Source organism: Nocardia sp. NPDC046763 (genome assembly GCF_040645495.1).
In the GTDB taxonomy this organism is placed as follows: Bacteria; Actinomycetota; Actinomycetes; order Mycobacteriales; family Mycobacteriaceae; genus Nocardia.
Genome location: NZ_JBEYYI010000028.1, coordinates 32,220 through 57,770 on the forward strand (window position 1 = coordinate 32,220; position 25,551 = coordinate 57,770).

Genomic DNA, 25,551 nt, shown 5'->3' on the forward strand with positions numbered 1-25,551 from the left:
CAAAACTATCGTATCAAAAACGATCGTGAATGAATTGATAGATTCATGCGGTTGTTAGCCTGAGCACGACAATCGCGAAGGGACGGGTGCATGGCGACGATCGAAGAGGCGCTCGAAATAGAGCAACTCGAACGCGACATCTTCCGTGGCGCGTCCACCAAGACGCAGCTGCCACGCACATTCGGCGGGCAGGTGGCGGGGCAGGCGCTGGTGGCGGCGGTACGCACGGTGGATCCGCACTATCAGGTGCATTCACTGCACGGATATTTCCTGCGGCCGGGCAATCCGGAGCGACCCACCGTCTACCTGGTGGACCGCATCCGCGAAGGCCGCTCCTTCTGCACGCGCCGAGTCACCGGCGTGCAGAACGGCGAGGCCATCTTCACCATGTCGGCCTCCTTCCACGTCGGCGACGAAGGACCCGAGCATCAGGACCGGATGCCGTCGGTGCCGCCGCCGGCCGAGCTGCCCGACGCCAAGGAGTCCATGAGCCCGGAACGGCTGTGGGCCATGCGCGAATGGGAGCACTGGGACATTCGCAACATCCCGCAGGAGGAAGTGGACCGCCGCGACGGCCTCGCCGCCCAGCAGCAGGTGTGGTTCCGCTACCGGCACGCGCTGCCCGACGACCCGCTGTTCCACGTCTGCACCCTGGCGTACATGAGCGATATGACCCTGCTCGGCTCGTCCAAGGTCATCCACCCCGACAAGCCCACCCAGAACGCCTCGCTCGACCATGCCATGTGGTTCCTGCGCCCGTTCCGCGCGGACGACTGGCTGCTCTACGACCAGCAGTCGCCCTCGGCGGGCGCGGGCCGCGCGCTGACCGGCGGGCGGATCTGGAACCAGGCCGGGGAACTGGTCGCGGTGGTCATACAGGAGGGGCTGACCCGCACCCTCCGTGACGAGCAGGCCGAGTCGTACCCGGCCGGCACCGCCTGAGCCGCACCCGAAACCATCCGAGCCGCATACGAATCGAGCGCGCCGCCGGTGAATTCCGGCGGCGCGCTCGGGTTTTCGGTGATCAGGCGGTCTGCACCCGCAGGTGACACACCACCGTGTCGTTCATCTTGCGCAGCACCCGCTCCAGCTCGTCACTGCGATGGCTGGGCAGCACGTGGTTCCACCCGGCGGGCGGCTCGATCTCGGCGATCACCACCACCTTGCGGCGGCCGGTGAAATGGTCGGCGACATAACGCGCCACCGGCCCGCCGACCGTCGAATCGCCGTCCTCGAGCAGGACCAGGCGCACATCCGGATGCCAGGCCTCCCACTCCTTGGTGAACACGGTGATGTTCTCGCCCGGCAGGCACACATGCACCGCCGTCACGTCCCGGCCCAGCGACATGGCCGCCGAGAGCGCCTCCCGGCTCAGCTCCGACACCTCCGACACCGGCACCACGATCGCGGTCTCGGTGGCCTTCGGCTCGGCGGGCACACAGCCCGCGCCGCGGCAGCCGTCGATGCGGGTGTAGATCGTGCGGATCCGCTCCATGGCCACCACCAGCAGCGGCAGCACCACCACGATCAGCCACGCGCCCTCGGTGAATTTCATTGCGGTGGTGACGATCAGCGCCACGAAGGTCAGCACCGCGCCGAAGCCGTTCAGCGCCGCCCGCCACTGCCAGCCCTCGGTACGGACCGCCAGCCAGTGCCGGACCATGCCGACCTGGGCGATGGTGAAGCCCACGAACACGCCGATCGCGAACAGCGGCACCAGCGCGTTCATATCGCCGCGGGACGCGGCCAGCAGTACCGCCGAGAACACGCCCAGCGCCAGCACGCCGAAGCGGTACACCTGCCGTTGCGAGCTCACCGCGAACCGGTGCGGCAGCGAATTGTCGTCGGCGAGAATCTTGGTCAGCGTCGGCAGGCCGCCGTAGGAGGTGTTGGCCGCCAGCGCCAGCAGGATCACGGTCGCGAACTGCACGATGTAGTAGGCGATGCCGTGCCCCAGCGCGGCCTCGGTCAGCTGCGACAGAATCGTGGTGCCGTCGATCGGATGAATGGAGAACTTGCCGATCAGCGTGGCCAGCCCGATCAGCATGAGGCCGAGCAGCGCACCCAGCGCCACCTCGGCCCGCTGCGCGCGCTTGACCTTCGGCTGAGCGAAGCTGGGCACCGCGTTGGCGATCGCCTCGACGCCGGTCAGGGCGGCGCAACCGCTGGAGAACGCTTTGAGCAGCAACAGGATTCCGATGGTACGTGCGTTCTCCGCGACCGCCGCGCCGGTGGAGACCGTGGCCGGTTCCGACCGCAGCAGCCCCACGATGATCACCGCGAAGATGCCGAGCACGAACACCGCGGTCGGGGCCATGAAGGCGCGCGCGCTCTCGCGGATGCCATAGAGATTCAGCACGGTGATCCCGGCCAGCACGGCCAGACAGATCCACATCGTGTAGGGGAACAGCTGGGGGAACGCGGAGGTCAGTGCCGCCACGCCGGCGGCGATCGACACCGCCACATTCAGCACGTAGTCCACGATCAGCGAGGCCGCGGCCACCAGACTTGTCCGCCGGCCCAGCCGGGCCTTGGCCACCGCGTACGCGCCGCCGCCGTTCGGGAAGGCGGCGATGACCTGCCGATAGGACGCGATGAGCACGGCCAGCAGCACCACGATCGCCAGGGTCACCGGCAGTGTGAAGCCGAGCCCGGCCGTCCCGGCGGCCGCCAGGACCAGCACGATCGCCTCCGGCCCGTAGGCCACCGAGGCCATGGCGTCGAGCGAGAGTCCGGCCAGCCCGGTCGCGACGGTCAGCCCGTGCCGCGGCGGAGGCGGAGCGTCGACCCCTCCGCGCGGCCCGGGTGAGGTTTGCGGTAGCAAATCAGTCACATGCCGCAGTGTTCACCCGGAAGCGCTGATGGACACCCCTCCTTACGGTTCCCTGACACCCTGGGTGAGCAGGGCCACACACCCCCGCAAACGTATGCTCGACGGCGTGAAACCGAGGATTGGTGTGCTGGCGCTGCAGGGCGATGTGCGTGAACACCTGCATGCTCTCGAGGCGTGCGGGGCGGATGTGGTGCCCGTGCGCCGCGAATCCGAACTGGCCGCCGTCGACGGTCTGGTGCTGCCCGGTGGCGAATCCACCACCATCAGCAAGCTGTTGGAGGTCTTCGACCTGCTGGAACCGGTCAGGCAGCGACTCCGTGACGGCCTGCCCGCCTACGGCTCCTGTGCCGGCATGATCCTGCTCGCCTCCGAGGTCCTCGACACCCGTCCGGATATGCAGCCCCTGCACGGTATCGATATGACGGTGCGCCGCAATGCCTTCGGCCGCCAGGTCGACTCCTTCGAGGCCGACCTGGACTTCGCGGGCCTCGACGACGGCCCGGTCCGCGCGGTGTTCATCCGCGCCCCCTGGGTCGAGCGGGCCGGGGACGGCGTCGAGGTGCTGGCCCGGGTGCCCGCGGGCCCGGCGGCCGGGCGCATCGTCGCGGTCCGGCAGGGCAATGTCATGGCAACCTCCTTCCATCCCGAAGTGACGGGCGATCTGCGGGTGCACAAACTGTTCGTCGACACCGTGGTGCGTCCGCGCGCCGGAGTCTGAGCGAGCACTCGAGTAGACTGGTGCAGTTGTCCGTCCGACTGGGCGGGTACGTTGCCACTTGAACGACAGCGCCCCCTGAAACGAGGAAGTAGGGAATGAGCGGCCACTCAAAATGGGCCACCACCAAGCACAAGAAGGCCGGGATCGACGCGAAGCGCGGCAAGCTCTTCGCGAAGTTGATCAAGAACATCGAGGTGGCGGCCCGCACCGGTGGTAGTGACCCGGACGGCAACCCGACTCTGTACGACGCCATCCAGAAGGCGAAGAAGTCGTCGGTCCCCAACGACAACATCGAGCGCGCCCGCAAGCGCGGCGGTGGTGAAGAGGCCGGTGGCGCGGACTGGCAGACCATCATGTACGAGGGCTACGGCCCCAGCGGTGTCGCCGTGCTGATCGAGTGCCTCACCGACAACCGCAACCGCGCCGCCGGTGAGGTGCGTGTGGCCATGACCCGCAATGGCGGCAATATGGCCGACCCGGGTTCGGTGTCGTACCTGTTCCACCGCAAGGGCCTCATCACCCTGGAGAAGAACGGTCTCTCCGAGGACGACGTGCTCATGGCGGTGCTCGACGCGGGCGCTGAAGAGGTCAACGACCTGGGCGAAGCCTTCGAGATCATCTCCGAGCCGGGTGACCTGATCGCCGTGCGCACCGCCCTGCAGCAGGCCGGAATCGACTACGACTCCGCCGAATCGAGCTTCCAGCCGTCGATGTCGGTGGCCGTCGACGCCGAGGCCGCGCGCAAGGTGTTCAAGCTGATCGACGCGCTCGAGGACTGCGACGACGTGCAGAACGTCTTCACCAACATCGACGTCTCCGACGAGGTGCTGGCCGAGCTCGACGCCTGATCGAGCTCCGAACGACGCGGGCCGCTTCCCGAACCGGGAGGCGGCCCGCGTCGTATGTCCCGGGCTCCACGGGTGCCGGGTGCGAGAATCGCGGCGTGCCCGAATTGCGCGCCATCCGAGGCGATATCACCGAGCAGCAGGTCGATGTCATTGTGAACGCCGCGAATTCCTCCCTGCTCGGCGGTGGGGGAGTGGACGGGGCGATCCACCGCAGGGGCGGACCGGAGATCCTCGCCGCCTGCCGCGCACTGCGGGCCTCCCAATACGGCCGCGGCCTGAAGACCGGGCGGGCGGTCGCCACCACCGCCGGAAACCTCCCCGCCCGCTGGGTGATTCACACCGTCGGCCCCGTATGGTCGGCGACCGAGGACCGCTCCGCGCTGCTGGCCTCCTGCTACCGCGAATCCCTGTGCGTGGCAGACGAACTCGGGGCGGAGACGGTGGCGTTCCCGGCCATCTCCACCGGCGTGTACGGCTGGCCCATGGACGACGGCGCCCGCATCGCCGTCGAGACCGTGCGCGGCGTCGAAACCGGGGTACGGGAGGTGCGGTTCGTGCTTTTCGGCGACGAGGCGTTCCGAATCTTCGCCGCGGCGCTCGCCGCGAATCAGGGTGCCTGAGCGGGCGAATTCGGGGTTTACCCCGATGCGCGCCAAATCTCCTGTGCGACAAGCTGAATCCCGGGTCGGGTCACAGTCGATAGGAGTTGATTCACACATGGCTCAACGGTTGCTGGTCGGTCTGGGCGCTGCGGCCCTGATCACCGCCGCGGCTGGTGCCCTGGCCCCGGCGGCATTCGCGACGGATCTGGCCGAAGGAGTTTCGTGCAGTGATCGCAGCTGCCGCAACGACACCGACGACATCTATCGAATCCAGGTGCGGGTGCACTGCTCGGGATTCGGTGACGGGTACGAGACGTCGGTCTGGGTGAACAGCCACACCACCGAACAGCTGCAGGTCGGGTGCACCGGCCACTGGGTGTCCGGCGGATTCCGCCCCGGCACGCCCACGATGAACTCCGACGGCACCTGGAACTCGCCTCCGATGGAGCAGGAGCCCGACAGGTTCGAGCCCAGTTACCTGACGGGTATCGACTACCTGAGTGCCGTGGTCGACAACAGCGGCCGCCGTCGCCCCGGCGCCCCCGCGCCCAGCGGCTCCTGATTCCGGCCGGATCACCCGAGCCCGCAGCGCGACCGGCCGTGTCGATGGACAATGTCGCCGCGAGGGTCCGTTAGACTCTCGAACAGTTGTTCGTTCATGGTGAGAGGGGTTTCGGTGCGGGTGATGGGCGTCGACCCCGGGCTCACCCGGTGCGGCCTCAGCATGGTCGTCGGCAGCATGGGCCGGCAGGTCTCCATGCTCGCCGTCGACGTGGTGCGCACTCCGGCGGAAATGGAGCTGGCGCAACGGCTTCTGCTCGTCGCCGACGCCGCCGAGGCCTGGATGGACACCCATGAACCCGAAGCCGTGGCCATCGAACGCGTCTTCTCCCAGCACAATGTGCGCACCGCCATGGCCACCGCGCAGGCGGGCGGCGTCATCGCGCTCGCGGCCGCCCGGCGGCAGATCCCGGTGCACTTCCACACGCCGTCTCAGGTGAAGGCGGCCGTCACCGGCAACGGTTCGGCGGACAAGGCGCAAGTGACCGCCATGGTGACCCGTATCCTCGGGCTGGCCGTCGCGCCCAAGCCCGCCGACGCCGCCGACGCGCTCGCCCTGGCCATCTGCCACTGCTGGCGCGCACCCATGCTGGAACGCATGGCCAAGGCGGAGGCGATGGCCGGGCGGCAACGGCGCATGTACGAGGAAAGGCTTGCCCAGCAACGGAAGGCGGTAACGCGGTGATCGCGTCGGTACGCGGCGAGGTACTCGAGATCGGGCTCGACCATGTGGTCATCGAGGCGGCGGGGGTCGGCTACCGGCTCAATGCCACCCCGGCCACCCTGGCCGGGCTCACCCGCGGCGAGGACGCCCGGCTCTACACGACCATGATCGTGCGCGAGGACTCCATGACGCTGTTCGGCTTCGCCGACACCGAGGCGCGGGAGCTGTTCGTGCTGTTGCAGACCGTGTCCGGGGTGGGACCGAAGCTGGCCATGGCCGTGCTGGCGGTGCTCGAACCGGAGGCGCTGCGCAAGGCGCTCGCGGAATCGAATGTGGCGGCGCTGACCCGGGTTCCGGGTGTCGGCAAGCGCGGCGCCGAACGGATGGTGGTCGAGCTGCGGGACAAGGTGAATCTGGTTCCGGTGCAGTCCGGCCCGCCCGGATCGGGGCCTGCGCCCGTGGCCACCCCGGTGCGTGAGCAGGTGGTGGACGCTCTCATCGGGCTCGGCTTCCCGGCCCGGCAGGCGGAGGGGGCGGTGGACGCCGTGCTGGCCGATCAGCCGGGCATCGGCACCTCGCAGGCGCTGCGCACGGCGCTCGGGCTGCTGGGCAAGAATCGGTAGGCCGTCATGACCGACGAGTTCGACGATATCGACGACACCGAATCCGCCGTCAGCGCAAGCTATCTGCAATCCGACGGCGAGATCGAGGCCAGCCTGCGCCCGAAGTCCCTCGACGACTTCATCGGGCAGCCGCGCGTGCGCGAACAGCTGGCGCTGGTGCTGCGCGGGGCGAAACTGCGCGGCGGCACCCCCGATCACGTGCTGCTGTCCGGGCCGCCGGGGCTGGGCAAGACAAGTATGGCCATGATCATCGCCGGCGAATTGGGCACCGCGCTGCGGCTCACCTCCGGCCCGGCGCTGGAACGCGCGGGCGACCTGGCCGCCATGCTCAGCAATCTGGTCGAGGGCGACGTGCTGTTCATCGACGAGATCCACCGCATGGCCCGGCCTGCCGAGGAAATGCTGTACCTGGCCATGGAGGACTTCCGCGTCGACGTGGTGGTCGGCAAAGGCCCCGGCGCGACCTCGATTCCCCTTGATATCGCGCCGTTCACACTGGTGGGCGCGACCACCCGCTCCGGCGCGCTGACCGGCCCACTGCGCGACCGCTTCGGCTTCACCGGCCACATGGACTTCTACGAACCCGAAGAGCTGCAGAGGATTCTGGAGCGGTCGGCGCGAATCCTGGGGGTGCGCTTGGAGTCCGACGCGGCGGCCGAGATCGCGGGCCGCTCCCGTGGCACGCCCCGAATTGCGAACCGGCTGCTCCGGCGTGTCCGTGATTATGCCGAGGTCAGGGCCGACGGACTTGTCACGCGTGAAATCGCCTGTGCCGCACTGGCGGTGTACGACGTGGACGCACTGGGGCTGGACCGCCTCGACCGAGCGGTGCTGAGCGCGCTGATCCGCAGCTTCAACGGCGGCCCGGTCGGGGTCTCGACCCTCGCCGTCGCGGTCGGCGAGGAAGCGGCCACGGTCGAGGAGGTGTGTGAACCCTTCCTGGTGCGGGCCGGATTGGTGGCCCGCACGCCCCGCGGCCGCATCGCGACCGCGGCGGCGTGGGAGCACCTCGGCTTGGTCCCGCCGCCGGACCTGGTTTTCGGATCGATCGAAGTGCGGCGTCACGAGCCACAGATGGATCTGTTCGAGCCGTAAACCGTTCACGGGTGCGAACTTCCGCGAATAGAACCGCGCCGCTTGCCGTTCTCCGGCGGGCGGCGCGGTTCCATTGCTACTTCACTCGACGGTGAGGACGAGCTTTCCGACGGTACGGCCGGTCTCGCCGAGAGCATGGGCCTTGGCAGCGTCGGCGAGCGGGAAAGACCCCGCGATGGTGGGGCGCAGCGCGCCGGATTCGGCGAGCTCGCGCAGCGCCTCCATCCCGGTGTGATCGGCCTCGACGAGCAGGATCTCGGCCCGCACGCCGAGCTTCTCGGCATCGGCCTTGTAGTGGTCACCGCCATTGGCGCGCAGGGAAACCAGAAGGCCGCCGGGCCGTAGTGTGCGCAGAGACCGCTGGGCGTGGTCGGCATCGATGGGGTCGAGGACCATGTCGATGTCGCGGACCGTGTCCGCGAAATCGGTGGTGCGGTAGTCGATCACCTCGTCGACGCCGATGCCGCGCAGGAAATCGTGGTTGGCGGTGCTGGCGGTGCCGATCACGTACGCGCCGCGCGCCTTGGCGATCTGCACCGCGAAGTGCCCCACACCGCCGGCGGCGGCGTGGATCAGAACCCGCTGCCCGGCCTGCACATTCGCGGTGTCGACCAGCGCCTGGTAGGCGGTCAGGGCGGCCAGCGGGATGGCGGCGGACTGCGCGTGGTCGAGATTGGCGGGCTTGCGGGCGAAGGCCCGGGCCGGTCCGGTGACGTATTCGGCGGCCGCGCCGTGCCCGTGCGGGTAGGGGAGCATGCCGAACACCTCGTCGCCGGGCTTGAACAGGGTGACGCCGATCCCGGTCGCCACCACCTCGCCGGAGACATCCCAGCCCAGCACGAACGGGGGCGCGGGCAGGAACAGGCCCGCACGGCGGCGGTGGCCCCAGTCGGTCGGGTTCAGGGCCGTGGCGCGCACCCGTACCAGGATCTCGCTTGGACCGGGTTGCGGCACGGGCAGTTCCACCTCGTGCAGGACCTCGGGACCGCCGAGCACGTCCTGGCCGATGGCCTTCATGGTGGTGGGGATGATGATGTCCTTCTCGCTCATGCCTCCAGCTTGCCGCCGGGGGAGCGGGGAGAAAATGGCACGATTGCCAATATTCGATAGAATCGTGCCATGCAGTCGGAGAAGGCACCGCCGCACCGCGTCGTCGTCCTGGCGCTCGACGGGGTCTACCCGTTCGAACTCGGCATCCCGAACCGGGTGTTCGGCACCGCCGACGGACTGTACGAGGTGATCACCTGCTCGCTGGACGGGCGGCCGGTGCGCAGTAGTTCCGACTTCGACGTCGCGGTCGCGCACGATGCGAGCCTGCTGGAAACCGCCGACACCGTGGTGATTCCGCCGTGTGATGTCGTACCGATCCTGGAAAATGGCCTGCCGCAGGCAGTTTCGGACGCACTGGCCGCCATCCGCCCAGGCGTGCGGCTGGTCTCCATCTGCACCGGCGCGATCGTGGTCGCCGCCGCGGGCCTGCTCGATGATCGGCCCGCGACCACCCACTGGAACTTCGCCGACCGGTTCCGGCAGACCTTCCCGAGGGTTCACGTCGACCCGAACGTCCTCTACGTCGACGACGGCGACATCCTCACCTCCGCCGGCGCCACCGCCGGAGTCGACCTGTGCCTGCACCTGATTCGCGCCGACCACGGCAGCGAGGTCGCCAATATGGTCGCCCGCCGCTGCGTCGTCCCGCCCTGGCGCGAAGGCGGCCAGGCCCAGTTCATCGAACAGCCGGTGCCCCCGCCGAGCGCCGCGGGCACGGCCACCGCTCGTCAATGGGCGCTCGAGAATCTGGACCGGCCGCTGACCATGGCCGACCTCGCGGATCGAGCGCGCATGAGCGGCCGTACCTTCGCCCGTCGTTTCCGCGACGAGGTCGGGATGAGCCCGGGACGGTGGCTGATTCAGCAGCGGGTGTTCCGCGCCCGCGAATTACTGGAGACCACAGAGCTTTCCGTGGATCGGATCGCCGGGGAGGTCGGCTTCGCCACCGGAGCCTCTTTGCGGCAGCACCTGCACGAGGCCATCGGTGTTTCGCCATTGGCCTATCGGCGCACCTTCCGTGCCGAGGTGGCGGTGGGCGCCTGAGCGCTCATCGCGGTGCCGAGTTCGCGTACCTCCCGCAGGTGCCGTTCCATGGCCGCGGCCGCGGCCGCGCAGTCGTGGGCCGCCACGGCCTCGTAGATCCGGTGATGGCCCTCGAGCGATAGGCGGCGGGCGTGACGTGAGCGGTGAGAGAGTGCACGGGCGCTCCGGGTCCACTCGGTGGTCATGGCGCACAGCGTCACCAGGAGCGGATTCTGCGCGGCATGCGCCAGCAGCGTGTGGAATTCGATGTCGAGCCTGAGGGATTCGGCGGGGGAGAGGGTATCGCTGGAACGGGTCAGGACGTCGTCGAGGGACAGCAGGTTCGAGTCCAGGGCACGCAGGGCGGCCAGCTCCGCGATGCGCGGTTCCACCAGATCACGTAATTCGATGGCATGGCCGAGCTCGATATCCAGCGCCCGCAGGCCCTCCGTCAGCGCGTCCGCATGCCGCGGGGTTTCGGTGACAGTGCTGCCGCGGCCCTGACGGCGCTCGATGAGCTGCTTGGATTCCAGCTCGAACATGGCCTGGCGCAAGGATGATCGCGACACGTTCATATTCGCGGCCAGCTCGCGTTCCGACGGCAGCCGATCCCCGGCCCGCAGCTCGCCGTTGGTGATCAACGCCTCCAGATGCGCGGCGACCTCCGCGCTGACACTGCGCGCACGCCGACGCAGCGGGGGAATCGATGCTGTCATCGCCCGAGTTTAAATCCGTTCCCGTCGAGGCCATTTCGGTCAGGTAAAGCGCCAGTTACGTTCGGCTTCGAGCCTCGATACGCCTGCCCGGCTTATGGTCGGCGCATCGGATGGCCGCCGCCGAAGCGATGGAATCGGCCGGACGCGCACTCTGCATTCGACATGTTTGGCCGCTATCGTAGGCGTACCTGCCAGCACCTTTCCGCTCGCGGATATTGATGGAATTCCAAATGGTCCGTGTTCGATTGGGGCGCCCGGTATGGACCGGGTCATTATCTGATATGCAATCGAAAAGGCAAGAGATACTGGACAATTCGGGTTCTCTGGATGATTGCGAGGCGGTAGAATTAGTACATGGATTCGAAGGGGGAAACACTCGACACGTGCGGCATCGCCGACCTGGCAGCCGCCGTCGAGACCCTGTCGAATTCGGTCCTGCACGGAAACCTGAACCCGTTCTCCGATGCTGATGTCGTGGAGTTGATGCAGAGCCTGGAAACCTGCAAACGTCAACTGTCGGCGCTGGATTCACGCCTGATCATCGAAGCGTGTAACCGTTCGCTGCCCGGAGGTGGTGCGGCCAAGGACGTGGTGCCGTTTCTGCGGCGGACGTTGGGGTTGTCGAGGTATGACGCGTCGGTGCGGGTGAAGATCACCCGCCAGTGCGGTGAATTCTTCGAACCCACCGGACACCTGCGCCCGCCCACCTTGACCGAGACCGCCGAAGCCTTTGAAGCAGGTGCTATCTCGCGTGATCATGTCCGCAACATCATCGACGTGATGAACCACCTGCCCGCCGACATCCCCGCCGAGACCCGCGCGGAGGCCGAAGACATCCTGGTCGGCCACTCCCGTGTCGGCTGGCCCGATGACTTGCCCAAGATCGGCCGCGACATCCTCGCCCGCGTCGACCCGGACGGCAAGAGGGTCTCCGACGCCGACCGTCGTCGCCGACGTGGCTTGATCCTGGGTCGTCCCGGGGTGGATGGGATGAGCTGGATCGAAGGCTGGATCACCCCCGAGCTGCGGACCCTGCTCGACGCCGTCTTCGCCAAGCTCGCGCGACCAGGCATGTGCAACATCGACGACACCGACAGTGTTGCCGCCACAGTCAAGGTCGTCGACTCGAAAGTCCTCGAAGCCGCCGCACGCCGTGACCGTCGCGACACCGGGCAGCGCACCCACGACGCGTTGTTCGCGCTGCTGCAGCCCGGTGCCGACCCCACCAAGCTCGGCTCCCACCGTGGCCTGCCGGTCCAGGCCATCCTGACCATGAACCTCGCCGACCTCGAGCGTGGAGCCGGGGTCGCGACCACCGCCTCCGGCGGCCACGTCTCGATCAACGAGGCGCTGAAGCTGGCCGAGGGCACCCGCCCGGTCCTGGCGGTCCTCGACTCGGACGGGCTGCCGCTGTACCTGGGTCGCTGCCAGCGGCTGGCGACCCCGGCTCAGCGGTTGGCGTTGATCGCCCGCGACAAGGGCTGCACCCGCCCGGGCTGCGACGCACCCGCGAGTATGTGCGCGGTGCACCACATCACCGACTGGGCCAAAGGCGGCCCCACCGATCTGAGCAACCTGACCTTGGTGTGCGATCGCTGCCATGCGCTGGTGAATGACAGTGCCGAGGGTTGGAAAACCGTTGTCATGGGCAAGGATTCCCCCTATCGGGGGCGTGCCGGGTGGGTTGCCCCGAAACGTCTCGACCCCACCGGTATTCCGCGCGTGAACGACAGACATCACGTAGGGCAGTGGGTCGCGGCTGCGATCGATTCCAGTTGCCGGAGGTGGGGTTCACGGGCGGCGTGATTCCCGGACCGTTCATGTCGGGCTGGTGTGCGCAGGGACGGGGATGTGTGGTTACGTCGCCTGCCCTGCCGGGCTTGGGCTGACGCCGGGTTGGGAGCCGTCACCCGCCGATCCCGGCCCACGGACGGCACGCATCACCTTTTACAGACACCCTCACCGCTGATCCCCGAACCCCCAACGCCCACAGTAATAATCCCGCCGACACCGCGACCGGCACCGCCATCGCCACCGCGACCGCCAGTGCGACCGCGATTCCGGCCGCAACCGCCTCCGTGACCGCCGGTGGCCCCCGCCCCCGCTGGCTCACCGGTTCTCGCCGATCCCGGACGCTCGCACGCACATTCGCGCCGCTGCCACTATCACTTCGACTTGACTGCCACTGCCACTGCCACTGCGACCGCCACTGCGGTCGGCAGGTGCGACGGTCACCTCAGTCACCACTGCAGCCACCGCCGCGACCGCGCCGCCGACCGCAATCACCGCCGCGCGCCGTCCCCGGGTCCTCACCGCGCTGCCGCCTGCCGGAAGGTCGATCCCCGGCTTCACTACCGATCAGCACTGTCCCTCAACGGGCGCAAGCCATCACGTGGTGACCCCAACCCCGTGATCTGAAGGAGTACCTCCCGCAATAGCCCCACATGCGGCTTCGAAGGTGAGGGGGCTGGTAGGTGCAGGCGCAGACGTGAGCCCGGCCCCCTCCCTTCTCCCGGCGTCTTTGTCTTTCAATCTTTTGATCCTTTAGCCTTTGTCTCTCGGGTTTCCGTCACTCCGGATCACCTCCTGCACGCGGGTGGTGTGGGCGGTCATGCGTCCGGACTTGAAGACGGGTATCTGGCGGTGGATCCCGAGGTTCGGGCGGTGTTGGATCCCGCGGTGCGGGAGGTCGTCACCGGCCGGCTCGGATGCCGGGTCGAGGACGTGACGTCCGGGGTCGGACCCGGCCGCCGCCTTTTCCGCGCTGATCATCGCCGAGACCGATCTGACCGGCATGCAAGCCATGATCGAAGCACACGGCGAGCGGATGTCGTCGTATGTGATCGACTGGATCCGGCAACCGTGGACCGCACGGCAATTCACCCACGCGAACATCGCGCACAAGGCGCTGGTGATCGATATGGCCTGCCCATGCGCCACTACGACGTCTTCATCACTCCGACCACGGCCTTCCCGGTAGAGCTGACAGGTCCCGAATCCATCGACGGCACAGCGGTTTCCGATCTCGCTTGGATCGGATTCAACTATCCCCGCCAATCTCACGGCCGGCCCGCCGCCGGCATTCCGGCGGGCTGGACCGACACCGGCCTCCCGGTCGGACTCCAGATCATCGGCCGCCACCTCGACGACGCCACCGTCATCCGGCTGGCCGCGGCCATCGAGCGCGTCGGCCGCCCGGGCACACCGCAGGCCGCCCCTGACGCCGGTCAGCTCGGCGACACGGCCGGCGACGACGGTGCCGGGATGACGGTGGCGTCGGCTGCCGGGGTCACCGGTTCCGGGGCGGCCGATTCCGGTCTGCCCCGGAAGAAGTCGGCGTAGACGCGGAATGCCATAGCCAGGTAGGCGACGGTCTTGGGAATCATGAGCAGACCCAGCTGAGGGATGCGGCGAGCCCACAGGATGACGGGCAGGTAGCAGGCGAACGACGCGGCCATGGCGTCGGAGAGGAAGCGGAAGGTGCGGTCGCCGGTGCGGGTGGCTTCGCGGCGCATGAGGTACATCTCGCCGGCGCCCACGGCCAGCAGCGGGAGATTGCGGTCTACGCCGTACCCGGCGGGCGTCTCGTCTCTGTCCCAGTTGTTGAACGGTGTCGCCAGCAGGATCAATCGCACGAAGGACAGCCCCAGCAGCGATCTGGTGAAACCGTCCCAGGAGCGCCGGAACCGCAGCCGCCAGGCATCCAGTGACAGTACATAGAACAGGGTGATCGTGATCGAGGTGGCCATCTCTCCGAGCCCGATCAGACTCGCCCGCCGTCCCGGCAGGCTCAGATACCCGCGGCCCTCGCCGCGTGCCATGGACACCGCGCGCAGCGCCAGATGTGCGGTGTCCCCGGTCGCCAGCAGGGTGAACGCCTCCTCGAATCGCGCCGCGGTTTCGCGCTGCTCCCGCGGAACCCGGTCGCGATTGCGCCGCATGGCGATCACCAGCCCCCAGATGATCGCCAGATAGGACATGTTGAAGGCCAACTCGAATCGTCTACGCATGACGATCAGTCTGTTGCGCCGACTCCTGCCGGAGGCAGGGCCCAAGGTCCCTACGCGTGGGACGTCCGATGGAGATTCTTCTCCACCTTCGAGTGTCAGTGCCGGGATGCTTCGGACTTCTCGAGCTGGTGGACCACCAGGTCGAGAAAGGCGTCGACCTCCTCGCGGTGATAGGCGGGTGCGCCGTCGGGGGCGAGGTGGAAGGTGATGTCCTGGACATCCTTAGGAGTGAGGCCGTTGGGGCCGTGGTGGGCGAGGGTCGCCGCCAGGCGCTCGAGGAACGCGCCCACTTCGTCGGCCAGATAGCCCGGAAAACCATAAGGGGGAGCGGAGAATTGGATGCGCAGGACGTCGTCGTGGGTGAGGGTGTCGTGGGTGCGGCCGGCGGGGAGGCGTCCGCGGCCGCGGCGTAGGTATTCCAGTTCCATGCAGGCGTGGTCGAGGAAGTCGTCGACCTCGTCGATGTCGTAGCCGCGATGTCCGGGCGGGGGACCGTCGAATTCGATGTGCCGGATGTCGGCGATGCTCAGATGGTCGCGGCCGAGCATGGTGTCGGCGATGCGTGCGCAGAAGGCGTCCACCTGGGCCGGGTGGTAGCCGTGGGGCCCGGACGGCGCGTGGCCGAACCGGGTGCGGCGGACGTCGTCTGGGGTCACGCAGGCCATTGTGCCAATGGCTTCCTGTCCGAATTACCTCCGCCCCCAGTCGAATCCGGCCGCACCGGACAAACGGGTCCGTTTGTACAGGGTGGCTCAGTGCTTGCGGACGCCGTCGATGAGCAGATGCCGGATGGCGTGGCTGAGATCGTCGACCGCCTGCGCATCGGGCGTCCGGATGCCGTGCAGGATGGCGGCCAGCAGCATGCCGGTCACCGCTCGCGCGGTGTTCACGGTGTCGAGATCCGCACGCAGATAACCGCGTTCGACCCCGTGCTCGAGGTAGCCGGCGGTCAGCGTGTCGGCGGTGTCGAGCAATCCGTAGAGCCGCGCGGTCAATTCGGTGTCGATGCCCGTGGCCTGGAACAGCAGCAGCTGCGCCACCCGCCGGTCCTCGAGGAAGATGTGGTTCAGCGCGTCGCCGATTCGATCCACCTGCGCGCGATACTCCTCGAGACTGTCGGCGGCGTCGGGGGCATTGTCGGTCCCCAGCGACTCGATGATCCGCGCGGACAGGTCGTCGATGACGTGGTCGATGATGTCGCGCTTGTTCTCGAAGTACCGGTAGAACGTCCCGTGCCCGATACCCAGCTGGGCGGCGATATCGGCGATGCCGGTGGCGTGGTAGCCCCGCTCGGCGAAACACGCGAACGCGGTGTCGATGATCTCCTGCCGGAGTTCGGCCTTGCGCCGTTCGATTCTCGAGGATGGCTTCGTCACGAGCCCGATGATACGGTTCTCACAAACGGAATGAGATGTCATTCCGTGACATGTGCATCATTTCAGTTGTTCGAACACAGTTCTTGTAGGAGGTTCGGCGTGGCACCTCAGTACGACGCCATCGTGGTCGGCGCGGGATTCGGCGGTATGGGTGCGGGCATCGAGCTGGATCGGCTCGGCCTGAGCAATTTCGTCATCCTCGAGCGGGAGGACGACCTGGGCGGCACCTGGCATGTCAACCACTACCCGGGCCTGGCCGTGGACATCGCCTCGGTCACCTACTCGTACTCCTTCGAGCCCAACCCGTACTGGTCGCGGCTGTTCGCCCCGGGTTCGGAGCTGAAGAAGTACGCCGAGCACGTCGCCGACAAGTACGACCTGCGCCGGCGCATGCGGTTCGACACGGTGGTCGGGGGTGCACGCTGGGACGAGGAGCAGCAGCACTGGGTGGTCTCCATCGAGAACGGTGAATCGCTCACCGCGCGCTACCTGATGGCCGCCACCGGATTCCTGTCGCAGCCCTACACTCCGCCGTTCCCGGGCATCGACACCTTCGCCGGCAAGATCATCCACACCACCGCGTGGGACGACGAGGTCGATCTCACCGGAACCAAGTCCGCCATCATCGGCACCGGCGCGACCGCTGTCCAGCTGATCCCGGAGGTTGCGGAGAAGGCGCAGTCGCTGACCGTCTTCCAGCGCACCCCGATCTGGGTCGTCCCCAAGATCGACGCCCCGATCCCGCCCGCGGTGCAGCAGCTGTTCGCGCGAGTTCCGTTGACGCAGAAGGCCGCTCGCCTGATCAACACCTCCATGCTGGAGGCGCTCATGGTGGTCGGCGTGCTGCACTTCAAGGAAGCCAAGCCGCTCAACAAGGCCGCGACCGTCCTGGCCAAGGCGCATCTGCGAACCCAGGTGCGCGACAAGGAGACTCGCAAGAAGCTGACGCCGGAGTACGACTTCGGCTGCAAGCGCCCCACCTTCTCCAACCTCTACTTCAAGACCTTCAACGAGCCGCACGTGCGCCTCGAGACCAACTCCATCGACCACATCGAGCCCGACGGCATCGTCACCGCCGACGGCCACAAGACCGAGATCGACACCCTCATCCTGGCCACCGGCTTCAACCTGTGGGACGTCAACTTCCCGGCCATCGAGATCATCGGCCGCGACGGCCGCAATCTCGGAAAGTTCTGGCGCGACAACCGCTTCCAGGCCTACGAGGGCATCACGGTGCCGAAGTTCCCCAACTTCGTCAGCCTCAACAGCCCCTACTCCTACAGCGGCCTGTCCTACTTCACCACCATCGAGGCGCAGATGAAGCACATGGCGCGCCTGTTCGGTGAGATGTTCCGCCGCGGCGAGCGGGTCTTCGAGGTCACCGAGCGCGCCAATGCCGAATTCCTGGATCGCGTCACCGAGAAACTGGGGTCATCGGTCTTCTACGGCGGCCAGTGCGCCACGGCCCGCAGCTACTACTTCAACCAGCACGGTGAGGCCGCGCTGCTGCGCCCGACGAGCACCCTGAACGCCCACCGGGAGGCAACCGCCTTCCCGCTCGACGACTACACCTACGGGCAGCAGCCGGCCTGAGTGGGACTGCGCGGTCGGCAGAGTCGGCGGTCGACCGCGCAGCTGGGGGAACAGGATGAATCAGCCCTGCGCGAACGGGCGTGGACTCTAGAACAGGTCGCCGCGCATTCTCTCAGGGATTACTGGCAGACTGTGTTGGAAACGCACCCAACCGACCACTTACTAGGGGCTGACTTCGACGATGGACCTTCTGCTGCCGCTGCTGCTGGTTGCCCTGCTCATCCCGATGTTCCTCGGTGTCCGCCGTCAGAAGCGGGAGATGTCGAAGGTCACCGAGATGCAGGACAGCCTGAAGGTCGGCGACCGGGTCGTCACCACGTCGGGGCTCTTCGGCACCGTGGTCGAGCTCGATGACACCACCGTCGATCTGGAGATCGCCGAGGAAATCGTCACCACCTGGCTGCGGCAGTCGATCCGCGAGGTGCGCAACGACGACGACGCCACCGAGGACACCACCGCCGAGACCACCGAAGCCGCGTCTTCGAACGGCGTCGCCGACGATCACGTCGCCGCCCCCGAAGCCGCTGACGACGCGCCGCGGCTGACCAAGGACTGACATACTCCGCGCCATCGGCCGCACCGGATTCCCGGCGGCCGGTGGCGCTTCGGTGTGTGCCCCGCTCGTTCCACCTTCGAATCCGCCTAGGAGATAAGTACTGTGCCACCTTCTCAGGGAACGGCGCACCCGTTGCGCCTGCTCGGCATCTACGCCGCGCTGGTGGCTCTGATGTTCGGCCTGATCTTCTTCACCGGGGACAAGCACCACACCCCGAAGCTCGGCATTGATCTCCAGGGCGGTACCCGCGTCACCCTGACGCCCCGCACCCCGGATGGCGGCAAGCCGAGCCAGGACAGCCTCAAGCAGGCGCAGAACATTATCGAGCAGCGCGTGAACGGTCTGGGCGTGGCGGGCTCCGAGGTCGTCATCGAGGGCGACAATCTGGTGATCACCGTGCCGGGTTCCGATGGCGCACAGGCGAAAACACTGGCGACCACCGCCAAGATGTACTTCCGTCCGGTGCTGCAGAGCGCCCCCGCGCAGGGCGGCAAGCAGGCCCAGCAGCCGCAGCAGACCCAGCCGCAGCAACCGCCGAGCGCGACGCCGACGCCGGCCGAGACCACCCCGGCCACGGCCGAGGCTCCGGCCCCCACGACGACCGGGGAGGCCCCGCAGAACCGGGTGTTCCCGGCGCAGGCCCCGACCACCCCGCCGTCGACGCCGGCGCAGCCGGGCGGACAGCAGCAGACCGCGCAGGAGATCGCGGCCGCCAAGGCGGCCCGCCAGAGCACCGATCAGAACGCCCAGCTCCAGGCCATGGCCACGCTGGACTGCTCCAAATCGGATCCTCTGCAGGGTAACGACGATCCGAACCTGCCCCTGGTGACCTGTAGCACCGACGGCACCACCGTCTACCTGCTCGACAAGTCCGTGATGGACGGTACGGAGATCAAGGACGCCTCCGGCGTGCTGCAGCAGGCCCAGTGGGTGGTCAGCCTGCAGTTCAAGTCCAGCGGCACCGACCAGTGGGGCAACCTCACCAACAAGTACGTGGGCAAGCAGATCGCCTTCACCCTGGACTCCCGCGTGGTCTCCGCGCCGGTGATCAAGGAGGGCGGCCAGTTCAGCGGTAGCACCGCGATCTCCGGTCCGGGCATCAACGCCAAGACCTCCAAGGAGCTCGCGAACACCCTGAAATACGGTTCGCTGCCGCTCTCGTTCGGCACCTCCGAGGCCGAGACGGTCTCGGCGACCCTGGGCATGTCCTCGCTGCACGCCGGTCTGATCGCCGGTGCCATCGGCCTGGTGGCGGTGCTGCTGTACTGCCTGCTCTACTACCGCATGCTCGGCTTCCTGGCCGGTTTCTCGCTGCTCGCGGCCGGTGTGGCGGTGTACGCGCTGATCGTGTTGCTGGGCCGCTGGATCGGCTTCACCCTCGATCTGGCCGGTATCGCGGGTCTGATCATCGGTATCGGTATGACGGCCGACTCGTTCGTCGTCTTCTTCGAACGCATCAAGGACCAGATGCGGGAGGGCCGCAGCTTCCGATCCGCGGTCCCGCGCGGCTGGCAGCGCGCGCAGCGCACCAACCTGTCGGGCAAGACGGTCTCGCTCATCGCCTCCGCCGTGCTGTACGTGCTGGCCGCGGGCCAGGTGAAGGGCTTCGCCTTCACCCTCGGCGTCACCACCGTGCTCGACGTCATCGTCCTGTACCTGGTGACCTCGCCGCTGATGATGCTGGTCTCGCGCTCGCCGTTCTGGGCGAAGCCGTCGGTGAACGGCCTGGGCGCAATTGCAGAGCTTGCACAGGAACGCAAGGCCACCGCCGGCGTCCTGGTGAAGGAGGCGTGATCATGGCCAAGTCCTCTCCCGTCGTCGTGGATTCCGACTCCGAGCTCGACTACGAGGCCGTATCGGCAGGCAAGCGGCGCAGCCTGTTCGAGCGGCTCTACACCGGTACCGGTGGTTTCGAGATCGTCGGCAAGCGCAAGGTGTACTACGGCATCGCGGCGGCGCTGATCGCGATCGCGGTGGCCAGCATGGTGTTCAAGGGCTTCACCCTGGGCATCGACTTCGCGGGCGGCTCCCGGATCCAGCTGCCCGCCTCCGACAGCGTCACCACCTCGAAGGTGGAGGACGTCTACCGGTCCACGCTCGGCCACGACCCGGTCACCGTACAGAAGGCGGGCTCGGGGTCCTCGGCGACCATCCAGATCCGTTCCGACACACTGAGTGTCGAGCAGGCCGACAAGCTGCAGACCGCGCTGTTCGACACCTTCCATCCGAAGGACTCCAACGGCCAGGCCAGCCGCAATGCCATCAGCGTCGCCGAGATCAGTGGGACCTGGGGTGGCCAGGTCACCAAGAAGGCGCTGCTGGCGCTGGTGGTGTTCGTCGGATTGACCACGCTGTACATCGCGATTCGCTTCGAACGCGATATGGCGTTCGCGGCGGTCGGCTCGCTGTTCTTCAACCTGATCGTCACAGCGGGCATCTACTCGCTGGTCGGTTTCGAGGTGACGCCGGCGGCGGTCATCGGTCTGCTCACCATCCTGGGCTATGTGCTCTACGACAATGTGGTCGTCTTCGACAAGGTCGAGGAGAACACCCGCGGTGTCCTGCACCTGACCAAGCACACCTACGCGGAGAAGGCGAACCTGGCGGCCAACCAGACGCTGATGCGCTCGATCAACACCACCGTCATCGGCATCCTGCCGATCGTCGGCATGCTGGTGGTCGCGGTGTGGCTGCTCGGTGTCGGCACCCTCAAGGACCTGGCGCTGGTGCAGCTGGTCGGCATGGTCGTGGGTGGTTACTCGTCCATCTTCTTCGCGGTGCCGGTGCTGGTGACGCTCAAGGAGACCTGGGGTCCGGTGGCCGCGCACACCAAGAAGGTGCTCAACCGCCGCTCCGGTGGCGCGAAGGCGCGGGTGGGCGCGGCGGCCGGCGCCGCGGGCCGCGAGGCCGACGCCAATGGTTTCGGACGCGACCACGCACCGCGCAGTCAGAGTGCCGGGGCGCCGCGGCCCGGGGCCCGGCCGAGTGGGAAACGACAGCAGCGACGGCACTGAGCGCAGGGGGTGCGACGGTGAAGCAAGACCACAGGGTTGTGCGCCGGACCGCCGTCGTGCTGGTGGCGGGTGCCCTCGCCGCCGGCGCGCTGGCCGGGTGCTCCAGCAAGAATCAGGTGCCCTCGATCGGGTACGGCGTGGACGCGGTCGTCGCCAGCTACAACGGCGGCAGCACTCTGGGCGCGAACAGCGGCGCCGCCGCGGTGTTCTCGCGGGTGCTGACCGGGTTCTTCTATACCGGCCCGGACGGGCAGCCGGTGGCCGACACCGACACCGGCACCGCCAAGGAGGTGCCGGGCGACGCACAGACCATCCAGTACCGCCTCGCCCCGGAGGGCGTCTACTCCGATGGCGTGGCGACCTCCTGCGATGATCTGGTGCTGACCTGGGCAGCGCGCAGCGGACGATTCACCAAGGGCGGGCCGGCGCCGCTGTTCGACGCCGCGAGCACCGACGGCTACCGCGATATCGAGCGGGTGGACTGCCAGCCCGGATCCAAGGACGCCACCGTGGTGTTCCGGCCGGGTAAGCGCTATTCGGCGTGGAAGACCCTGTTCAATGCCGCCGAGGTGATGCCCGCGCACGTGATCGCCGCGCAGGTGAAGATCCCGAGTGTGGTGACGCCGGTGCAGACCGGAGATCAGCCCACCCTCGAGCGGATCGCCGACTTCTGGAACAACGGCTGGAAGCTCACCCCGGGCAAGGTGGACCTGACGTTGCTGCCGTCCTCGGGGCCGTACCGGATCGACTCGTTCGGTGACAAGGACGGTCTGGTGCTGGTCAAGAACGAGAAGTGGTGGGGCAATCAGCCCCGGACGCCGCGGATCGTGGTGTGGGACCGGCACTCCGACCTGAAGTCGAAGATGTCGGACAAGTCGATCGGCGTGCTCGATGTGGGCGCGGGGTCGCTGGGCGACGTGAATCTGGGCGGGTTCCATAAGGAGAATCTGCCGGGCCGCGGGGTCGAGCAGCTGGTGCTGAGCACCGGCGGGGTGTTCGGGTCGGCGGATGCGCGCCGGGCGTTCGCGCTGTGCGTGCCGCGGCAGGCGCTGTTCGACAAGTTCGGGCACCCGGGCTACGACGTCAAACTGGGGATGGGTGCGGGCCTGTTGAATTCCCGGACGGTGCAACAGGATTCGGTGTACTACCCGGCGATCTCGGGTACGGGTGACAAGTACAAGGGCGGTGACGCCACCGCCACCCAGGCGGCGGCGTCCTCGGGTGTCCAGAACCAGACCGTGCGCATCGGTTACGTCAAGCCGGACGAGCGGCGCGCGGCCACGGTGACCGCCATCGCCGACGCCTGCAAGGCCGCGGGCATCACCGTGGTCGACGCGGGCGCACCGGATTTCACCGCTTCGCAGCTCACCGACGGCAAGGTCGACGCCATCCTGGGTGGCACCGCCGGCATGCCGGGCCCGTCGGGTTCGCTGACCGGCACCGACGCCATCGCGTCGCTGCGCACCGGCGCGGGCCTGAATTTCGGCCGGTTCGGCAACGGCCGCTACGATGCCATCGCGGATCAGCTTGCGGCCGAGGACAACTCGGGCACCGTGCTGAACCTGCTGACCGAGCAGGAGAACCTGCTCTGGAGCGAGATGCCGTCGATTCCGCTGTTCGCCGCCCCCCGCACCATCGGGTTCGGTGACGGTATGGAGAACGGCATCGCCAGTCCCACCGAGGCGGGAGCGGGCTGGAACATGGATCGCTGGGTGCTGAAACGGTGAGAGCCGTGGTGGCGTGGTGAATGAGGAGTGGGTGCGGATGAGCAAGCACGAGATGCTGGAGACGGCCGAGGTGGCGGGGGAGCGGGCCGCCCGCGCCGAGGCCGCGGTGCAGCGGTTGACCCGCTGGCATGACGACTTCCCGACGCCGGGAGTACGTTTCGCGGATCTGACCCCGGTGTTCGCCGACTCCGAGGGCTTCCGCGCGGTGCTGGACTGCTTCGCGGCCTGCGCCCCCGACGCCGACCTGGTGGCGGGCGTGGACGCGCGCGGCTTCCTGCTGGGCGCGGGCGTGGCCGCCACGCTGGGCACCGGCGTGATCGCGGTCCGCAAGGCGGGCAAGCTGCCGCCGCCGGTCATCTCGCGTGAGTACACCCTCGAATACGGTTCGGCCGCACTGGAGATCCCGGCCGACGGCATCGATCTGAAGGGCCGCAAGGTCCTGCTGCTCGACGACGTGCTCGCCACCGGCGGCACCCTCGCGGCGGCGGCCGAGCTGTTCGCCGTCGCCGGGGCCGAGGTGATCGCGGCGGCGGTGGTGCTGGAGCTCGGCTTCCTCAAAGGCCGTGAGCGCCAGGGTGACTACCCCCTGACCTCCATCGTCAAGCTCTGACCGGTCACCTCCCCGCCCCGATGACCTGACCGATCAGGGCCTGCACGGCGGCTGGGACGATCTCCCCGGGGGTCTGCCAGATCCTGGGTTCGGCCATCACGAACACCGGATCGTGATGGTGCAGCCCTCGGGGGCCGGAACGCCGTCGAGACGATCGCGCTGCCACTGAAGCGCGGATTTGGTGGAATAACAGGCCGGTCCGGCGGTGGCGGCTATTCGACCTGCTGGATTCATTTGCCCCGCGAAGGGATTCGGTCGCGGCAACAATGTACCGGTGAGTAACCCACCCGAGGACCAGGCCGCGTTCGCGGAGTTCCTGGCGACCCACCTGCCCGAGGCCGCGCGGGAGATCCTGGCGGCGGTGGTGCGCAGCGTCCCGGATTACGAACAGTTGCCACAGGATCTGCTGGAGCGGGACGTGATCCATCGTGCCGAGGAAAATCTACGGCTGTTCGCGCGACTGCTGGGGGAGGGGCGCGAACCCCAGGCGGGCGATCTGGACGACTTGATCGCGGTCGCGGTGCGGCGGGCGCGCGAAGGCGTCCCCCTGGACGCGGTGCTGGCGGTGTATCACCAAGGCGCGCTGGCGGCCTGGAACTTCTTCGCCGCGCAGGCGCGGACCGAACATGAGCAGGAGGAACTGCTGCGGGCCGTGCCGCAGCTGCTGCGGTATCTGGGCGTCGTCATTCCCGGCGTCGCCGGGTCCTATCTGCGTGAGCGGCAGGACCTGCACCGGGAGCAATGGGAGGCGAAACGCGCTCTGGCGCAGGCATTGTTGCAGGGCAAACCGGCCGAACTGCTGGCCGGCCGATTCGGGATCGCGCTCGGCGGCTACCACGTGCTGGCGCTGCGTACCGCCGGCGCGGCGACCGCGGTTGGCGAGGCGCGGCCCGCCGCGGTGCGCGAGGCGCGGCCCGCCGCGGTGCGCGAGGCGCGGCTCGCCGGGGGAGACGGGGCGCGGCCCGCCATCCGGGTGATCCACGGGGAGGTCGACACGCTGTCACCCCTGGCGCTGACCGTGCTGGATCGGGCCGGGGGCTGGGTGCTGGTGCCGGTGAGCGAACCGGCCGCCCGGGTCGACGCCGCGGTCGCTCGGATCGCCGCCGCCGCGGGTGTCCGGGTGATAGCCGGGACGGCCACCGCGGCAACGGTTTCCGAGATTCCCGCGCGCGCCGAGGAGGCCGGGGAGATCGCCCGGCTCGCCCTCGGACTGGGACGGCCGACCGGTGTGTACCGCATGGCCGACCTCGCCCTGCAGTACCAGTTCGCCCGCCCCGGCCCCGCCCGTGCCTGGCTGCTCGACCTGCTCGCGCCGCTGGCCCAGCATCAGCACCTGATGGCGGCGTTGCGCGCGTATCTGGCCTGCGACCACAATCGCGTCGCGGCCGCCGAGTCGCTGGTCGTGCACCGGAACACCCTGAACTACCGCCTGAACCGCATCGCCGCCCTCACCGGATACGATCCCGGCCGCTCCGAGCACGCACCCCTGTTCGCCGCGGCTCTCACCGCGTTCGATCTCTCGGCCGCCGGCCTCTAGCGGGCAATGACCCGGGCGACGAAACCGGTGACCACGAGCCAGAAGACCGCGGCCAGCCCGTAATTCAGGATGATGTCCACGTTCGGGGTGCCGGTGTGGAACAGCCCCGGGAAGAACAGTGCGAGAGGTTCGGCGATCCCCTTGATGAAGACGAAGAACTTGTTGGCCTGATCCGCGTTGAGGATCAGCATCAGGATGTAGACGCCCTCGACGAGGGCGAACAACGCGCCGACGCCGCTGATGATGCGAGCGGCGTGGACTTCATTGCGGGCGACATACGGCATATGAGAGGGATGCCCGCTGTATGCCTCTTGAAACAGACACACAGATCCGTGAAACCGCGTGTCCGCCATGGCATGATGTCCGGGTGATCACCGAGGCGGCCGGGAGCGTTC

26 protein-coding genes are annotated in these 25,551 nt (G+C 68.0%); 18 read left to right on the forward strand and 8 right to left on the reverse strand.

The window, feature by feature from the left end; translation table 11 throughout:
* Nucleotides 1–90 precede the first annotated feature (90 nt).
* Complete coding sequence (locus tag ABZ909_RS33930; protein ID WP_357008018.1) at nt 91–942, forward strand: acyl-CoA thioesterase II; 852 nt, start codon at nt 91–93, stop codon at nt 940–942.
* 82 nt (nt 943–1,024) lie between these two features.
* On the opposite strand, the gene ABZ909_RS33935 is transcribed toward ABZ909_RS33930, so the two are convergent.
* Nucleotides 1,025–2,716 carry an APC family permease gene (locus tag ABZ909_RS33935; protein WP_357008239.1) on the reverse strand — a complete coding sequence of 564 codons (1,692 nt, stop codon included), beginning with the start codon at nt 2,714–2,716 and terminating at the stop codon, nt 1,025–1,027.
* A 211-nt stretch (nt 2,717–2,927) separates the two neighbouring features.
* Between ABZ909_RS33935 and pdxT the strand changes: the two genes are divergently transcribed.
* The 7 genes from pdxT (at nt 2,928) to ruvB (ending at nt 7,944) form a co-directional block, all read left to right on the forward strand.
* Nucleotides 2,928–3,551, forward strand: coding sequence for a pyridoxal 5'-phosphate synthase glutaminase subunit PdxT (gene pdxT, locus ABZ909_RS33940; protein WP_354837552.1), 624 nt, complete (start codon nt 2,928–2,930; stop codon nt 3,549–3,551).
* A 95-nt stretch (nt 3,552–3,646) separates the two neighbouring features.
* Nucleotides 3,647–4,399, forward strand: coding sequence for a YebC/PmpR family DNA-binding transcriptional regulator (locus ABZ909_RS33945; RefSeq protein WP_357008021.1), 753 nt, complete (start codon nt 3,647–3,649; stop codon nt 4,397–4,399).
* A gap of 95 nt (nt 4,400–4,494) precedes the next feature.
* A complete protein-coding gene (locus ABZ909_RS33950; protein WP_357008023.1) occupies nt 4,495–5,019 on the forward strand; it encodes an O-acetyl-ADP-ribose deacetylase in 525 nt (174 codons plus the stop codon).
* Between the two features lie 97 nt (nt 5,020–5,116).
* Nucleotides 5,117–5,563 carry a hypothetical protein gene (locus ABZ909_RS33955; protein ID WP_357008026.1) on the forward strand — a complete coding sequence of 149 codons (447 nt, stop codon included), beginning with the start codon at nt 5,117–5,119 and terminating at the stop codon, nt 5,561–5,563.
* Nucleotides 5,564–5,677: 114 nt separating this feature from the next.
* A complete protein-coding gene (gene ruvC / locus ABZ909_RS33960; RefSeq protein ID WP_357008243.1) occupies nt 5,678–6,247 on the forward strand; it encodes a crossover junction endodeoxyribonuclease RuvC in 570 nt (189 codons plus the stop codon).
* On the forward strand, nt 6,244–6,849 hold the full coding sequence (ruvA, locus tag ABZ909_RS33965) for a Holliday junction branch migration protein RuvA (RefSeq protein ID WP_357008029.1): 606 nt from the start codon (nt 6,244–6,246) through the stop codon (nt 6,847–6,849). Before ruvC ends, ruvA begins: the two co-directional genes overlap by 4 nt.
* Nucleotides 6,850–6,855: 6 nt before the next feature.
* Complete coding sequence (gene ruvB / locus ABZ909_RS33970; protein ID WP_357008032.1) at nt 6,856–7,944, forward strand: Holliday junction branch migration DNA helicase RuvB; 1,089 nt, start codon at nt 6,856–6,858, stop codon at nt 7,942–7,944.
* An 81-nt stretch (nt 7,945–8,025) separates the two neighbouring features.
* On the opposite strand, the gene ABZ909_RS33975 is transcribed toward ruvB, so the two are convergent.
* Nucleotides 8,026–8,994, reverse strand: a complete 969-nt coding sequence (locus tag ABZ909_RS33975; RefSeq protein ID WP_357008034.1) for an NADP-dependent oxidoreductase — start codon at nt 8,992–8,994, stop codon at nt 8,026–8,028.
* A gap of 69 nt (nt 8,995–9,063) precedes the next feature.
* On the opposite strand from ABZ909_RS33975, the gene ABZ909_RS33980 reads away from it, so the two are divergent.
* Nucleotides 9,064–10,038 carry a helix-turn-helix domain-containing protein gene (locus ABZ909_RS33980; protein ID WP_357008037.1) on the forward strand — a complete coding sequence of 325 codons (975 nt, stop codon included), beginning with the start codon at nt 9,064–9,066 and terminating at the stop codon, nt 10,036–10,038.
* Here ABZ909_RS33980 and ABZ909_RS33985 read toward each other — a convergent pair.
* Entirely contained in the window at nt 9,996–10,733 is a 738-nt protein-coding gene (locus ABZ909_RS33985) for a GntR family transcriptional regulator (protein WP_357008039.1), read from the reverse strand. The genes ABZ909_RS33980 and ABZ909_RS33985 overlap by 43 nt on opposite strands.
* A 354-nt stretch (nt 10,734–11,087) precedes the next feature.
* Here ABZ909_RS33985 and ABZ909_RS33990 point away from each other — a divergent pair, with 354 nt between their 5' ends.
* Entirely contained in the window at nt 11,088–12,539 is a 1,452-nt protein-coding gene (locus ABZ909_RS33990; protein ID WP_357008042.1) for a DUF222 domain-containing protein, read from the forward strand.
* Nucleotides 12,540–13,277: 738 nt separating this feature from the next.
* Here ABZ909_RS33990 and ABZ909_RS33995 read toward each other — a convergent pair.
* Nucleotides 13,278–13,529, reverse strand: coding sequence for a hypothetical protein (locus ABZ909_RS33995; RefSeq protein WP_357008044.1), 252 nt, complete (start codon nt 13,527–13,529; stop codon nt 13,278–13,280).
* Nucleotides 13,530–13,595: 66 nt separating this feature from the next.
* Between ABZ909_RS33995 and ABZ909_RS34000 the strand changes: the two genes are divergently transcribed.
* On the forward strand, nt 13,596–14,075 hold the full coding sequence (locus ABZ909_RS34000) for an amidase family protein (RefSeq protein WP_357008047.1): 480 nt from the start codon (nt 13,596–13,598) through the stop codon (nt 14,073–14,075).
* Here the strand turns inward: ABZ909_RS34000 and ABZ909_RS34005 are convergent.
* The 3 genes from ABZ909_RS34005 to ABZ909_RS34015 all read right to left on the reverse strand — a co-directional run bounded on the left by ABZ909_RS34005 (nt 13,961) and on the right by ABZ909_RS34015 (nt 16,161).
* Nucleotides 13,961–14,743: a hypothetical protein gene (locus ABZ909_RS34005; protein ID WP_357008050.1), complete on the reverse strand. Its 783-nt coding sequence runs from the start codon at nt 14,741–14,743 to the stop codon at nt 13,961–13,963. The two genes, ABZ909_RS34000 and ABZ909_RS34005, sit on opposite strands and share 115 nt — an antisense overlap.
* A 95-nt stretch (nt 14,744–14,838) precedes the next feature.
* Nucleotides 14,839–15,399, reverse strand: coding sequence for a DivIVA domain-containing protein (locus ABZ909_RS34010; protein ID WP_357008053.1), 561 nt, complete (start codon nt 15,397–15,399; stop codon nt 14,839–14,841).
* 96 nt (nt 15,400–15,495) lie between these two features.
* On the reverse strand, nt 15,496–16,161 hold the full coding sequence (locus ABZ909_RS34015) for a TetR/AcrR family transcriptional regulator (RefSeq protein ID WP_357008056.1): 666 nt from the start codon (nt 16,159–16,161) through the stop codon (nt 15,496–15,498).
* A gap of 57 nt (nt 16,162–16,218) precedes the next feature.
* On the opposite strand from ABZ909_RS34015, the gene ABZ909_RS34020 reads away from it, so the two are divergent.
* The 7 genes from ABZ909_RS34020 to ABZ909_RS34050 all read left to right on the forward strand — a co-directional run bounded on the left by ABZ909_RS34020 (nt 16,219) and on the right by ABZ909_RS34050 (nt 25,156).
* Nucleotides 16,219–17,712: an NAD(P)/FAD-dependent oxidoreductase gene (locus ABZ909_RS34020; RefSeq protein WP_357008059.1), complete on the forward strand. Its 1,494-nt coding sequence runs from the start codon at nt 16,219–16,221 to the stop codon at nt 17,710–17,712.
* 181 nt (nt 17,713–17,893) lie between these two features.
* A complete protein-coding gene (gene yajC, locus ABZ909_RS34025; protein WP_357008061.1) occupies nt 17,894–18,268 on the forward strand; it encodes a preprotein translocase subunit YajC in 375 nt (124 codons plus the stop codon).
* 102 nt (nt 18,269–18,370) lie between these two features.
* Nucleotides 18,371–20,062, forward strand: a complete 1,692-nt coding sequence (secD, locus tag ABZ909_RS34030) for a protein translocase subunit SecD (protein WP_357008063.1) — start codon at nt 18,371–18,373, stop codon at nt 20,060–20,062.
* Between the two features lie 2 nt (nt 20,063–20,064).
* Nucleotides 20,065–21,282, forward strand: coding sequence for a protein translocase subunit SecF (secF, locus tag ABZ909_RS34035; RefSeq protein ID WP_357008066.1), 1,218 nt, complete (start codon nt 20,065–20,067; stop codon nt 21,280–21,282).
* 17 nt (nt 21,283–21,299) lie between these two features.
* On the forward strand, nt 21,300–23,009 hold the full coding sequence (locus tag ABZ909_RS34040; protein ID WP_357008068.1) for an ABC transporter substrate-binding protein: 1,710 nt from the start codon (nt 21,300–21,302) through the stop codon (nt 23,007–23,009).
* Nucleotides 23,010–23,046: 37 nt separating this feature from the next.
* Nucleotides 23,047–23,619: an adenine phosphoribosyltransferase gene (locus ABZ909_RS34045; protein ID WP_357008070.1), complete on the forward strand. Its 573-nt coding sequence runs from the start codon at nt 23,047–23,049 to the stop codon at nt 23,617–23,619.
* 274 nt (nt 23,620–23,893) lie between these two features.
* A complete protein-coding gene (locus ABZ909_RS34050; protein ID WP_357008072.1) occupies nt 23,894–25,156 on the forward strand; it encodes a helix-turn-helix domain-containing protein in 1,263 nt (420 codons plus the stop codon).
* Here the strand turns inward: ABZ909_RS34050 and ABZ909_RS34055 are convergent.
* Nucleotides 25,153–25,440, reverse strand: coding sequence for a hypothetical protein (locus ABZ909_RS34055; protein WP_357008074.1), 288 nt, complete (start codon nt 25,438–25,440; stop codon nt 25,153–25,155). The genes ABZ909_RS34050 and ABZ909_RS34055 overlap by 4 nt on opposite strands.
* Nucleotides 25,441–25,551 lie beyond the last annotated feature (111 nt).